Source organism: Rhodanobacter sp. AS-Z3 (assembly GCF_029224025.1).
Classification (GTDB): Bacteria; Pseudomonadota; Gammaproteobacteria; order Xanthomonadales; family Rhodanobacteraceae; genus Rhodanobacter.
Genome location: NZ_CP119392.1, coordinates 2628083 through 2640939, shown reverse-complemented (window position 1 = coordinate 2640939; position 12857 = coordinate 2628083). Strand labels below are relative to the sequence as shown.

The 12857-nt window shown below is 59.1% G+C and carries 12 protein-coding genes; 3 read left to right on the top strand and 9 right to left on the bottom strand.

Features of this window, described 5'->3' with window-relative positions:
- Positions 1-57 precede the first annotated feature (57 nt).
- Together PY254_RS11710 and PY254_RS11705 are read right to left on the bottom strand one after the other, a co-directional pair.
- A complete protein-coding gene (locus PY254_RS11710; RefSeq protein WP_281012223.1) occupies positions 58-1677 on the bottom strand; it encodes a patatin-like phospholipase family protein in 1620 nt (539 codons plus the stop codon).
- 206 nt (positions 1678-1883) lie between these two features.
- The gene (locus PY254_RS11705) at positions 1884-2585 is read right to left on the bottom strand and encodes a hypothetical protein (protein ID WP_281012222.1); all 702 of its coding nucleotides are present in this window, start codon (positions 2583-2585) and stop codon (positions 1884-1886) included.
- Between the two features lie 266 nt (positions 2586-2851).
- Between PY254_RS11705 and PY254_RS11700 the strand changes: the two genes are divergently transcribed.
- Complete coding sequence (locus tag PY254_RS11700; RefSeq protein WP_281012221.1) at positions 2852-4237, top strand: DUF6119 family protein; 1386 nt, start codon at positions 2852-2854, stop codon at positions 4235-4237.
- A gap of 28 nt (positions 4238-4265) precedes the next feature.
- A complete protein-coding gene (locus tag PY254_RS11695; protein WP_281012220.1) occupies positions 4266-5246 on the top strand; it encodes an IS5 family transposase in 981 nt (326 codons plus the stop codon).
- 556 nt (positions 5247-5802) lie between these two features.
- On the opposite strand, the gene PY254_RS11690 is transcribed toward PY254_RS11695, so the two are convergent.
- Both PY254_RS11690 and PY254_RS11685 read right to left on the bottom strand, forming a co-directional pair.
- Entirely contained in the window at positions 5803-6447 is a 645-nt protein-coding gene (locus PY254_RS11690) for a hypothetical protein (protein ID WP_281012219.1), read from the bottom strand.
- Positions 6448-6458: 11 nt separating this feature from the next.
- A complete protein-coding gene (locus PY254_RS11685) occupies positions 6459-7205 on the bottom strand; it encodes a hypothetical protein (protein WP_281012218.1) in 747 nt (248 codons plus the stop codon).
- Between the two features lie 189 nt (positions 7206-7394).
- Here PY254_RS11685 and PY254_RS11680 point away from each other — a divergent pair, with 189 nt between their 5' ends.
- Positions 7395-7706, top strand: a complete 312-nt coding sequence (locus PY254_RS11680) for a helix-turn-helix domain-containing protein (protein WP_281012217.1) — start codon at positions 7395-7397, stop codon at positions 7704-7706.
- Positions 7707-7788: 82 nt separating this feature from the next.
- Here PY254_RS11680 and PY254_RS11675 read toward each other — a convergent pair whose 3' ends face one another.
- The 5 genes from PY254_RS11675 to PY254_RS11655 all read right to left on the bottom strand — a co-directional run bounded on the left by PY254_RS11675 (position 7789) and on the right by PY254_RS11655 (position 12836).
- Positions 7789-8436: a DUF6988 family protein gene (locus tag PY254_RS11675; protein WP_281012216.1), complete on the bottom strand. Its 648-nt coding sequence runs from the start codon at positions 8434-8436 to the stop codon at positions 7789-7791.
- 454 nt (positions 8437-8890) lie between these two features.
- Positions 8891-9136 (bottom strand): hypothetical protein, encoded by a 246-nt coding sequence (locus PY254_RS11670; protein WP_281012215.1) that lies wholly within the window; start codon positions 9134-9136, stop codon positions 8891-8893.
- A 134-nt stretch (positions 9137-9270) separates the two neighbouring features.
- On the bottom strand, positions 9271-11070 hold the full coding sequence (locus PY254_RS11665) for a DUF885 domain-containing protein (RefSeq protein WP_281012214.1): 1800 nt from the start codon (positions 11068-11070) through the stop codon (positions 9271-9273).
- A 104-nt stretch (positions 11071-11174) separates the two neighbouring features.
- A complete protein-coding gene (locus tag PY254_RS11660) occupies positions 11175-11555 on the bottom strand; it encodes a response regulator (RefSeq protein ID WP_281012213.1) in 381 nt (126 codons plus the stop codon).
- An 84-nt stretch (positions 11556-11639) separates the two neighbouring features.
- On the bottom strand, positions 11640-12836 hold the full coding sequence (locus tag PY254_RS11655) for a cation:proton antiporter (protein ID WP_281012212.1): 1197 nt from the start codon (positions 12834-12836) through the stop codon (positions 11640-11642).
- Positions 12837-12857: the final 21 nt, after the last annotated feature.

Here is a 12857-nt window from a genome sequence, read left to right as displayed (position 1 = left end):
AGCTTTCGGTTTACCACAGAGCGGTCAGATTTCTTGGATACCGGACATGCTGAACTCCTAGTCTTTATAGTAAATAACACTAGCAAAGTTCCGGCTAGCTGTCAATCCTGACAAGTCCACGGTTGAGGATAGAGTTTTCCATCCTGGTTTTTCGTCGACCACGATTGTTGTTGTTGGTAACTGATTACCCGTTGTCTCTTCAAAGACGGGAGCATCTCGACTGCGGTCGCGCATCGCATCACCGTAGTGTAACGGAAAGTCGGCCTTCCTGAAGTGGGTGACGATGTGCAATTCGTCAGCAGTTCGCCCCTCTGCAAGACTGAGAGTCTGCCACACTAAACCATCCCGTTCGTATCTTGCCAAGCCGCGATAGATCTGCTCGACCTTGACGATCTTGATGGTGTCTATAGCGGCGAGAGGGCGGTCGAGGCAGACCAGCGCTGCAATGGCCCGTTTGCCCTCGATGCGGAAGGGCAGAAGCATCACGTTACGCGGCTTACCACCACCATCAAAGACTTTGACATCGACATGCCGAAGGCAGGACGCGTCTGAATCGCCATAGTAATTAAATTGGAAAAACTGGAGTCCCGTGTTCCTGTTGCCGTTGAGCTGTATTTCAAGCTTGCAGGTGTCTGGTTCCTCCGAGTTTAGCCGTTCGTAAGTGATCTCGTGCTTGACGTGGTCGGCGTGATACGCCTTGACCTTGACGACGTCAAAAAAGCTCATGACCTGGCGACGCATCGCTGCAGCGACAGCTGCTACGTCTTGTGGGTGACTGGAGTGCCAGTCGGGTCCGTTCGATCCGAACTGAGACCGCAGCCATTGCTTGATCCTACCTTCAATATCGACGACCTCGTCCGCGAAGGTGTCAACGGCATCTTCAGAGAATATGCTCGAAAAATCCAGTGTCTCGCGTCTGTGCGCGAGCCTAATTACATTCGACTCCTTGATGCCGAATACTGCATCCTCGACGCGTTCGTCAATCAGGCTGCTGACGATGGCCTTCCCGTAATCCAGTAAGGATTGCTTGCCGATATTTTTTGAGATCACCTTCTCGAAGGAGAACGCAAGCACAACTTGGTCCGGCGCCAAGTCATCTGCCGCCACGCGCCCAGGCAAGTTCTGAAACAACCCGCCGTCGAGCAATTCTGGGTGTTGCGTCGTCTTCGGTGTGCGAAAAACAAACGGGATCGCCGCAGAATCGACGAGCGCGTCGACAAGGGCTGCTTCGGATTTTTCCGTGACGTTGGACGTGGCATGGATATGAATGTCAGAACGCAGGATGCGAAGCTGCGAATCGCCCTTAATAAGCTCCCGCACTGGGCGAGACGCATCAACGCCCCCGAACGCAAACATCTTCAGCAATACGGCTCTGACGTCTTGTTCGTCATACACGGGTTTGCCACGCGCCAGCCTGAGGAATGCTGGCACTTGCCGTAGCCGGCCTGGCGGGAATTTCAACTCAACCTCGCCCTTCAGATCCTTGATGTGCCGCACGACCTTCTCAAGGTCGCACCCGGTCGCATACATTGCTGCGGCGATAGCGCCAGCGGATGCGCCCGATGAGCGGACAACTTTGATCTTCTTGGTATCCTCGATGCGCCGACAGGCTAAGGCTGCTGCCATCAGTTCAATGAGTCGCGCTCCGCCCCCTTGGTATGCGATGGATACTTCCATGTCAGCCCCTGCCTTGATTGTCAATATTGTTCTTCATCATCCGTGGGCGTTTTCGTCGAGTCAATGGGCAATAAGGAAGAAAATATACGTGCGGCGAAGCTCGGGGAGCGTTCGGCCCTGGCCCCAGTCCATACCCGAATAAGTTTGCAAACCTGAGAGCGCGTCTTAGTGTTGTCCCAACACGACGCTCACAGCCCAAGTCAACGCTAAGCGTCGAGCTGGTTAACATCCTGCTGAGCCGACGAGGGGCGTGGTGGAATACGCGAATCATCGAGCCTGATGCGAACTGGAATGCGTGAAAGCTGGTCCAATGTGGGCGCGTTGGGCCACTGGACGATCACAAGGTTTACTTCGGCCAAAAATTTTCGCTCATACGTGCCGATGTGATCGGCCATGTGCCCAAGGCCATGGCCGACTTCATCGAGCAAAGTGCGCAGATCAGCACGTGAGGCAGCGGCGCTTCGTGGGTTCAAGGTCGGGGCCGATGAATGCGCGGCATCCACCTTTCGCCGCTCGCCGACGATTTTGAGGTGGTCCAGCACGCAGTGTTCCAAGGCAAGGCATTCGTAGTAGTGGTGCGCCAGTGCGCCTAGTAACGAAATGTCATGTGTCGGTTGTCCGGCTTTGCGGCAAGCGTCGCAATCGAGAGCCAGCAATTGGCCCAAGGTGGCCCGCTGATACGTCCGGCGTGGCACCGTGGAGCAATGGAGAAGTTGCTTGATGGTGACCTCGCAGAACCTGGCAATGTTGATGACCAGCTCGCTGTGTAACCGGATACGCTCAATTTCTGCTTCTAAGGGGTCTATCTGATCGGTGCCTTCGGAAAAGGCGGCCGCAGCATTGATGATCGCACCCAAGCCAGAGCCAATGGTTGCCGCAGAGTAGGTATAAGGATTGGTATAATACACATATCGCCTATTCTCAACTAACCTCGCGTCAGCATTGAGATTTTTTCAGCCGCATTTTTCCGGATACTTCTCGACCCAAGACATGAAAGGGCGCGCGACCGGCAAGCGCCACTAAGGATCGGAAGAGCCATCTGCCCTTGATGCCAACGAGGCGCCTTAGAGATTTCCAAGGTCTCCTGAGAGCATACTCAGACGCGCCCGTGATGTTAGGGGCCAGCATTGGAATGCTGGCATGGGCGAGACCTCATCCTCAGCGGGAGGAAAGGATGGCGACGTTCACGATCTACTTGTTGCGCGAAAGCGTGACGACCGCAGAGGATGCCGTTGTCACAGGGGCCAAGCCGTATGTGATCGCTGATGGACCTTCCGACTATGGGAAGTTGTTCGTCAAGCCCACGCACCCGAAGCCTCCCAAATGGGCCGACCTCTTTGAGAACTTCGTCGACAAGAACTTGCTTGGCCGCGTGCAGTCATCCGCCGCCGCGTTCATTGTTCCCGTTGATGGTCGCCTGTTCGCATTGACGTTTGGACAAGGGCGGTTTCTCCTTCATCCGGATGCGTATGAGGAACGGTTCGGCTTGGTGGTGACTTTGAATTCCATTGGCTCCGATGCCCTTCGTAGCATCGACAAGCGAACGTTTATTGACGACCAAAACAGCCGAGTTCAAACCAGCCAAGCCTCATCCGCACTGAACTTCGGCGTGGACATCGAACGCGATCTCATCCGAGGGATTGTGGGTCGTCCACTGAACTCGAAACTCGGACGTCGCTTGGCTGGCGCGGATGCGTTGACTGTCACTACCGATGCTGAGGTTCCCGATCTCCGCCGGCTGTTGCGGCGCTACCTGACAAAGTTCGAGTCAAGGGACTACCAGGAGAACTTCCCATGGGTGGATCAGGTCTGCCAGCTAAATCCCAAAGGGCAGAAGGCCACCGAGTTGGATGCGATGCTTGTCGAGAAGCTCAAGGAAGCTTGGGGCAAGAATGGCTTGGTTGAGGGTTGCTGGCTTGCGGTCCCAGACATCGTCAACTGGGAATTGGTGGACGGCTTTAAGTTCACGCATTCCGCAGGCGAGGGCGTTTCCAACGACTTGCACCTTCCCGGCCTAGTGCAGGCGTATTCGAAAGAAGAGCCAACTCTGCAATTTCTACGGAAACGCTACGCGATGCCGGTGGATGAGGAGGAGCACGTTCTCGACCGGTGGCCCATTTATCGCTGCATTCATTGCGAAATTGATGATGGCAGCAAGTCGTTTATTCTTTCTGCCGGTCGCTGGTTCGAAGTCGATAGGGACTTTGTGAGCGACGTCGACCTCGCGTTCAGGAGCATTCCACGATACACCAAGCCTTTGCCTATCTATGACCATACCGATGAGGACGACTACAACAAGTCAGCAGTGCTAGGCAGCCGGGGGCAGTGGTGCTTGATGGACAAAAAAATGCTTCCTGTCGGGGGCGTCTACGACAAAGTTGAGTTTTGCGATATTTACGGTAACCGCGAGCTGATCCACGTCAAGCACTACGGTAGTTCCAGTGTCCTTGGGCACCTGTTCAATCAAGGCTTGGTCTCAGGAGAGTTGTTGAAATCCCACGCCAGCTATGTGGAATTGGCTAAGGATGCTCTGATTTATTCCCCGTCTGCGGCATCATAGCCAGCAGTCCCCAGGAAGCCCATCGCCGATGAAGCAGCGTTCGTTCGCCTCGTTGAGTTTTGAAGTCAAGAAGAAGCCGACACGTCGTGAGCGGTTTCTGGGTGAGATGGACAAAGTCGTGCCGTGGGCCGACCTGCTGGCGCTGATCGAACCGAGCTATCCGACCTCCGGTCGTCGCGGTCGCCCGCCGATGGCGGCATCGACGATGCTGCGGATCCACTTCATGCAGCAGTGGTACGCACTGAGCGATCCAGCGATGGAAGATGCGTTGTACGAGATCGAGTCCATGCGCCGGTTTGCCGGGCTGGAGCTGAACGAGGACGCGATTCCGGACGAGTCGACGATCCTGAAGTTCCGTCGCTTCCTGGAGCAGCACGGCCTGGCGGTGAAGATCTTCGAAGCGGTCAATGCGCACCTGAGCGGCCAGGGCCTGTTGCTACGCCAGGGCACGATCGTGGATGCCACGATCATTCAGGCGCCGTCCTCGACCAAGAATGCGGACAAACAGCGTGACCCGGACATGCGCCAGACGAAGAAGGGCCAGCAGTGGTACTTCGGCATGAAAGCGCACATCGGGGTGGACGTGGAATCGGGGCTGGTGCACACGGTAACCACGACACCTGCCAACGTGGGCGACGTGACGGAAGTGGACAAGTTGCTGCACGGCCAAGAGAAGACGGTGCATGCCGATGCCGGCTACCAAGGCGCCGAGAAACGGGCACCCAAGCGCGGCCGCACGTGGCATATCGCGGCCAAACGCGGCAGCGTGAAGGCGATGCCCGAGGGCGAGTTGAAGGATGCGGTCAAGCACACCGAGCACATGAAGGCCGCGGTTCGAGCCAAGGTGGAGCATCCGTTCCGGGTGGTGAAGCGGCAGTTCGGCTATCAGAAGGTGCGCTTCAAGGGCTTGCTCAAGAACACCGCTCAGATACTCACGCTGTTCGCGCTATCGAATCTGTGGATGGTGCGACGAACGTTGCTAGCGTCCGCAGGGGAGGTGCGCCTGTGAGGCGGGAAATCGAGGCGATTGGGGGTAACCCAGCACGGCGATGGCGGCGATATGCCTCACAATCTGCCTTTTCGTCGTAGTCAATCCATATTTTTAGCACGGCCGTCTGGACGGCCATTTTGAACTTAATTGATCAGAGCATCCCTAACGGAGAACTCCCGGCGGCACATCAGCTTCGCCCCGATCCTGTGGGCACGAGGATGCCCCGTAACGTATCCGAATACACCATCGTTTTTGGCATCATCAGCCAATCGGAGAGGCCAGATCTCCATCTGCCGTTCTTTGCCAAGGTGGTCTTGAAAAGCGTCTACGCACGGCTGTCGGAGCTTGGCTATGAAAATGTCATGCTGGCCAAAATTTCGTGCGACCCTGATGTGAAACGGAGGAAAGCCGTTAAGCCGAAGAAGCCCAGGAAGAGGAGAATAAGAAGCTAGTTCTCTTTTTTTGACAGGCACCGCCCTAGACGCATCCGTTGCTTGATATGACCGCCGTGCTTGATCAGCATGGTCGCGTGTGTGGGATGGCGCGAGCGAAATGGGCACGTAAAACACTTCCGTTAACCAAAGCCCGGAAGCCGCCGCGTAATCTCGGTGGCCACAGCATTCGCCTGAGGTTCTGTCAGACCTCCCGCCAGCACCGTGCTCTGGCCATCGTGTTCCACCTCCACGGTGTGGCTGATTTTCGTGAGCAAGGACAGCGTGCCGGCGGCCATCTGCGACACACCCAGCGCAGCACCGCGACCGGCGACCACCACCACACGACCATCTTGGCCGTTTCGACGGGTGATGGCATAGATGCGATCGGGCGGGATGTGCAAGCTGCCCAGTCGGATGCCTTGCGCGGACACCTGGACGGGAAAATGAACGACCTTGCGGCGTCCATCGTGATAGCCCTGCCACATCCGACGGATGAGGATGCCTGATCCTAACCAGACAAGGACCACGAAAAGGGGAGTCATGTCGGAGGTGGGGTTGCTGGACGACTTCGACACCCCGACCATGATGGCCAAGCCGGTGGCAAAGATGACCGAGATGGCGGTGATGCGAAGTGGGAGTGGGGCGGGTGTTGTGGCAATGGTGGTCCAGCCGTTGTCTTCGGACACTTGGAGCGGGGGCGTTTTGGTGACGCCACCGCCAAACCGATGGATGAGGTAAATCCCGCCGGCCAGCAAGGCCAACGCAATGACGATGATGATTTGCATGGGGATCGTCCTCAGTGTGCGTCGTGGTTGCCAGCGGGATCAAAGCCCGCGACCCAAAGGGACTTTCCCGACAAGGTATTGAGTGGCGCTCCGTCGTGGGTCATATAACCGGTGACCCACGCGAGCCGGATGACGACGTCGTCATACATCGGCCGGATCCGGGTGCCCTCCAAGCCCGCGATGTTCACGCCGAAGGGTGCGGCTGGCGGATTGGGGCCGGCATTGCGTGAGGGCGCGGTGTCAGCATGGGAAATCCCGGGCACGTTGCGCGCAATGAAGAACTGGGTTCCGAGGGGGCCGTCCAGCGGAAAGCCGGCGATCTGGGCCGTGTTGCCCATGTCGTCCTTCACGACAATCGGCGCATTGCACACTTGGAACGTTTCTTCGTGGTGTGAGCTGGCAGAACGCCAGATGGTGGCGCGTGCGTTCCAGCACGGAAGCGCACTGCCATATTCCGTGAAGTAGACGGATGCACGCGGCCACGCGTCACCTTGCTTCCAATGGTTGAACAGGCCTTGGAACTCACCCCCGCTGGCGGGATGGGTAGGGCGGAAATAGTCGCCGGTGGTGGTCACTGCCACCCCTGATGGATTCTGCGTTGAAGTAGGCTGGCCCAACACTTGTCCGGCGCTGGCTTTGACCACGGCGCCTGCACGGTGGAGGAAGCCGCCGATGCCGCTTTCCTGGGCAGTGACCATCGAGGTGAAGGTAATGCCTATCAGTAATGCTCCCGCGTAGAACAAATTCCGGTTGAACATGGATAGATCCCCCTTCATGGACGCGCGAGGTTTGGCACAACCAGAGCTTCGCGCACCGTCCCTGGCAACCCGAGAATAGCGTCCTTGGTCGAGAAATAGTGGAACCTTGCATAAACGACTAATGAAGGCCTGCCTAATGCGCTCCGGCTTATAATGTGAGAGCCCGACCAACCAAACATGGAGCGGGCCATGGCGACAACGAAGAAGGCGGGGCAGGCACCAAAGTCCCTGTATCGACCCGAGAACCAAGTTTTTCTCAGCACATTGAGATCGCTGCGGGAGCAGCGCACGGGGCTCAATCAAACCGATTTCGCGGTCGTGCTTGGTCGGTCGCAGACTTACGTCAGTTCAGCGGAGCGGGGCGCCGTCCGGCTCGATGGCTTGCAGCTAAGGGACTGGTGCCGGGCCTGTGGCGTGACGCTGGTGGAGTGGGCCACTGAGATCGAGCGGCAGTTGGGCCCGGTGAAACGAGCGGTGAAGAAGGGCGCCACACCGAAGTAAGCGGGTCTTGCGTCAACTAGGTTTCACGTCGATGAGACGAGATGTCTGGGGTCGCGGCGGGCCACTTACCCATTAAGCACGTTCAAGACGCTGGCGCAGTCCGGTTAGGCATGAATGCTGCCGTCAGCTCGTCCAGCACGCCATGCGCCTGGTCGGGCACATAATTCCCCGCGATCATGGCCATGACTTGGGCTCCCATCACCACGATGCTTTCTACATGATCCAAGACTCCCAGTATGGCCTGATCTCCAAAGGAGGCACCTATACCTTCTCCGCTTGTGTAGGCCCCAAGCACTTGGTTTCCACCGTGGGTGAAGCTGTGGAATTTGTCCCAAGCATTGGCGTGCTGTTGGCTGAACATAGGGAACTGATCAAAGGGCGGGATCTGCTCGATCTCCTGACTTAGGTTCCTCTGCGGGATCTTGTCATTCTGGATGAAATCCTGGACTTCGGCGTCTGTGGCGCAGAAAGCAATCCAGGTTCCGCGTTTGAGCTTTTCGTTCATGGGGCGGAGCAAGGAAAAGCAGGCGCCTGCGAACTCGCCTCCATGAATGCGAAACAGTTCCACGATGCCAGTCGCGTCGTCGAACGATGCACGCAGCAACGCTAGTGAGGCGCGCACTTTGTCCGGCACACCGGCAGGAATGCGTATCTTGGAAACAGCATTGCCAGAGGTCTCCAATGACTGGCGGACCTGGATGGCGCGTGCCTGGATGTCTGTGTTGCTCATGGGCGGCTTCTGTTCGATCCGTCCGAGAGCGTGATAGTGTTCCGGCACTTGGTCAACTCACGAGGTCAAAGACCGTCGAGAGATCGAGCGCTGCAAGCTGAGATGTGGAGCGGGTTGTTGGGAAGTTGAAAGGTGTCCCACTCTCTCCGCCAGAAAAGTAAAACGCCCCGAGTGGGGCGTTTTGCTTTTCTGATGGTGACGACTGGGTGAGAACCCACCCGGGTTCGACAATTTTGTCTGGAACAAAATTGGACAGCCGCAGGCTGGCCCCGTAGCGCGCAGCGCGGAGGGGTGAGGCTCAGGATGAGCCGAGCAATCCCACTCGTCATGTTGCGGCAGGCGCCCGACAATTGGCTCTGACCCGCTTAGCCCGCTTGCACCAGAAAGTCCGCACTGGCCGCAGTTTCGCAGCCCCAGTTTCTGAATTCGAGACTAGACGAGTGGGTACGGGTACTCAAAAGCGACCCAGCTTCCCCGCGTCAGGCTGAAGCGATGGGTCGGGACCGGGTTCGTAACGTACATGGATGCTGGCCAACAGCGCATCCCGCATAGCGTCGAGCGCTTCGTTCGGGATCGTGCTGTTGTGCTCGGCGCACCTCCACAGCGCAAGCACATCTCGCTGGGTGAACGGGCCGGCTGGCTGCTGGGCGTGATCCTGTGTCGGAGCGTCGACCGTGTCGTGCAAAGGTGTTTCGGACATGGCGTGAATCCCTGATGGGCTTGGAGTTTTGTCACGGACCAGTGCCATTGACTCGGCGACTCTCATTCTGAAGGGTCGCTCGTTTGGTCAGCCAAAGGGCGGGGATGCCGCACCCGCCGCCCCGGTTGAGCGGATCAATGAGCCGATTCGCCCGGCTTGTCGGCGACCGTCCACAACTTCGCCTCCATTTTTCCGCCCAGCATCTGCTGCCGCACCAACGGAATCGGCGGACCGCCATAGCTCAAGAACTGGTCATGGAATGCCTTCAGCGCGTTCGGTCCCGGATGCGCGGCGATCCAGTCCTGGCGCAGCTGCATGATGATCAGCTTGCCCATGGTGTAGTTGAGGTAGGCCGGGTCGTAGGTGCCGCGGGCGGCTTGTTGGCGCGCATTGCCCGGGTCCTGGAAGGCCTTGTCACGAAACATCTGTTCGGACTGGGCGATGGTCATGCCGCCGGTGTGCAGGCCGATGGCGGAAATGAAGCGCACGTCGCGGAGCAGGGCGTTGGTGAGCTGGCCGATGTGGGTTTCCGGCGTGCCGCCATCGACGCCGGCGTCGTACATCATTTCCTCGGTGTAGTGGGCCCAGCCTTCGGCGAACGCGTAGCCGACAAACAGCTGGCCGAATTTCGATTCGGCACGATTGGCGTGCAGGAATTGCAGGAAGTGGCCGGGCCACACTTCATGGGCGGATACAAACAGCAGCGCCGCCTTGCCGGGCACGTAAGCAGCCTGATCGGCCTTGCTCCAGGTCGGGTCTGGCGGCGCAATGTAGAACACCGATGGCAGGTTCTTTTCGTACGGGCCGGGTATTTCGATATAGGCGAAGTTCCAGCGGTTGAACGGCGGTGCTTCCTCGGCCTTGGCCTGCTCGGTGCCGGGGATGGTGACCAGGTCTTTGTCGACGATGAACTGGCGCAGGCTGGCAAGCTGTTTGCGTGCGCCTTCGACGGCGCCGCCGGTCGGTTTGTCGGCGCTCTCCCTGGCCACGCAATCGGTGAGCGACTTGCCAGCAGCAAACTGATCGCAGGCGCTCTTGAGCGAAGCGAGGTTGCGCGCGAGATCGGATTCACCGATGGCCTTGAGCTGATCCAGCGGCAGGTCGACGCGTTCGGTGGCGTAGAGCATCTTCGAGAATTTTTCGGCGCCCAGCGCGAAGTCCTGGGTGGCGTGCGGCCGCTGCTCTTTCAACCAGTCGGCCAGATCTTGCGAGGCCTTGATGGCGGCGGCATTGCTGGCCTTGAAGCGTGCCTGCAGGGCGGCGTCCTTGACCTCGGCGAAGATGCCGGGCACGTCGGTCTTGAAGAAGCTGGCAAAGCCGGCGAACGAGTTGAAGCCAACGTCGATGTACGACGCCGGCAAGGGCAACTTCATGTTGGCCTTGATCTGCTCGAGTGCTTTCGGCAGCGCTTCTTCGTAGGTGACGAAGGCGGCCATGCGTTCGGCCAGCGGTGCATAGGGTCGGGTCAGATACATGCTTGGCGACAGGTCGCCGCTGTACCAGCTGGGGTTGCTGTAAGGCGCGCCGGAATCCTCCAGCCAGAACAGCTGCCCGTCGATGACGGCCAGTGCGTAGTCGCGCTGGAAGCGCGCGTTGGCATCCAGCTGGTCGTCGGTGAAGGCGGCGAACGTGGTGCGCTGCGCGTGCAGCCAGTCGGCCGTACCCTTCAAACCGGCAGGGCTGTAATCGGACAGCTTGCCGTCGAACTCGTGCTTGCCGGCGTTGGCGGCGAACACCGGATTGTGCTGGAACGCGCCGTCGACGAAAGCGTTGATGGCGGTGGTCAGCGCAGCACTCTTGTCGGGTGTTGCCGCCGGTTTGTTTACTGTAGCGGTGGGCGGCGGGGCGGCTGGAGGAGGCGTGCCGGGCGAGCAGCCGGCAAGCAGGACGGAGGCAATCACGGCGGACAAGGTAAGGACGCGCAACGGACGCATGGTCGAATTCCCCGGGCGGTTGGAAGGGTCGAGCGTAGCAGGCATGACGGCAACGTCGCTGTGCCGAAATCGGCAAGCCATGGTCGGTCAGCCTGGACCGAAATTCAGTGGCTGTTAGCCACTTTCCGTTGCGCCATTTGCACGGCCACCATTAACTCGGTGGCGCCAAACGGTTTGCGCAGAAACACGCCACGCTGGGGGACTTCATCCACGCGTACTTCGCTGTCGGCGGTAATCACCACCAGAGCTATATCGGGATGGCGTTTGATGGCTTCGTTACAGAGATCAATGCCGGAAACGGAACCGGCCAGAATCACGTCAGCGACGATGATGTCGACGGGTGCATGTCGCAGGTGCCGCATCGCGCCGTCCGAACCGAGTGCACGGATGCTCTGGAAGCCTTCCGCGCCCGACAACAGCAAGTCGAGCGACTCGAGCACCAGCTCATTGTCGTCGACGATGAGGACGGTCTTCTTCGCAGTCATGTTTTCCTTCCCGAATTCCCCTGCTACGGCACCAGCATATTCCTCCCGCGGCTGCCGTGCGCGTGTCTTCGGGTGACGCCGTTATCAGCCGGGAACTTCGGCTTTGTCTTCGCTTTGGTCGCGCTTGAGCAACCATGCCAGCACCGGCGGCGTGACCATGGCGGTGAGCAGGGACATCGCCACGATGATCGCGTAGATGCGGTCGCTGAACACACCGGCGGCCAGACCGAGACTGGCAATCACCACGCCCACCTCACCACGCGGCACCATGCCAAAGCCGATGATGGTGGCGCTGCGCCGGCCCAATGCCAGCGAGCCAAGAAAACCGCCCGCCAGCTTGGACACAATCGCGATCACGGTGACAACCAGCAGCATCACCAGCGCATTGACGCTGGCCAGTTCGGTCAGGTTGACCTTGGCACCGGTCACCACGAAGAAGAACGGGGTGAGGAAGGACAGCAGCGGCAAAGTCTGATGTTCGAGGTCTTCGCGCTGACGGGTTTCCGACGCGATCATGCCGGCAAGAAACGCGCCGATGATCGCGGCAAGGCCGAAGCGCGTGGACAGCCACGCTAGCCCCAGGCAGATCGCCAGCACCACGGTCAGCGCCGAGTGCGGGCTGATCGGCGCCTCCAGCCAGCTTGAACGATGGCGCATGACCTTGGAGCCGCCCCAGCCGATGATTGCCACAAAACCGATCGCACCGGCCATCGTCAGCAGCAGTGACTGCACATCCAGCGAGCCGCCACCTTGCAGCGAGGAAACCACGCCAAGCAGCAGCATGGCGAGAATGTCGTCGATCACCGCGGCGCCGAGGATCACCCGACTTTCGATCCGCTGCAGCACGCCCAGTTCCTGCAGCACGCGTGCCGTGATGCCGGCCGAAGTGGCCACGAACGCCGCCGCCACAAACATCGACTTGATCCACTCGAAGCCTTCGCCATGCGCCCACAACGCCCCGGCCGCGAACGGAAGGATTACGCCCAGTACGCCGACCAGCAGCGCGCTCTTGCCGACTTTCTTCAAGTCATCCAGCCGCGTTTCCAGGCCCACCGAAAACAGCAGGAACACCACACCGATTTCGGCCAGTACATCGAGTGGGGTGCCGGGCAGGATCTGTTCCGGTGTTAGCCAGCCCAGCAACGAGGGGCCGACTACGCAACCAGCAGCTATCTCGCCGACCACGCCGGGCAGTTTCAGTCGCTGGGCAATTTCGGCGCCGATCTGGGCGGCAACGAAGATGATGAACAGGGTAAGCAGGATGTCGGCGGCGTGATGCATGGGTCGTCGTTCCGTCAGGCA

Coding starts and splice junctions, on each gene's coding strand:
- PY254_RS11670 (WP_281012215.1), bottom strand. CDS start 9,136: ATGTCCGAAACACCTTTGCACGACACGGTCGACGCTCCGACACAGGAT.
- PY254_RS11710 (WP_281012223.1), bottom strand. CDS start 1,677: ATGGAAGTATCCATCGCATACCAAGGGGGCGGAGCGCGACTCATTGAA.
- PY254_RS11695 (WP_281012220.1), top strand. CDS start 4,266: ATGAAGCAGCGTTCGTTCGCCTCGTTGAGTTTTGAAGTCAAGAAGAAG.
- PY254_RS11700 (WP_281012221.1), top strand. CDS start 2,852: ATGGCGACGTTCACGATCTACTTGTTGCGCGAAAGCGTGACGACCGCA.
- PY254_RS11675 (WP_281012216.1), bottom strand. CDS start 8,436: ATGAGCAACACAGACATCCAGGCACGCGCCATCCAGGTCCGCCAGTCA.
- PY254_RS11655 (WP_281012212.1), bottom strand. CDS start 12,836: ATGCATCACGCCGCCGACATCCTGCTTACCCTGTTCATCATCTTCGTT.
- PY254_RS11660 (WP_281012213.1), bottom strand. CDS start 11,555: ATGACTGCGAAGAAGACCGTCCTCATCGTCGACGACAATGAGCTGGTG.
- PY254_RS11685 (WP_281012218.1), bottom strand. CDS start 7,205: ATGTTCAACCGGAATTTGTTCTACGCGGGAGCATTACTGATAGGCATT.
- PY254_RS11665 (WP_281012214.1), bottom strand. CDS start 11,070: ATGCGTCCGTTGCGCGTCCTTACCTTGTCCGCCGTGATTGCCTCCGTC.
- PY254_RS11690 (WP_281012219.1), bottom strand. CDS start 6,447: ATGCAAATCATCATCGTCATTGCGTTGGCCTTGCTGGCCGGCGGGATT.
- PY254_RS11680 (WP_281012217.1), top strand. CDS start 7,395: ATGGCGACAACGAAGAAGGCGGGGCAGGCACCAAAGTCCCTGTATCGA.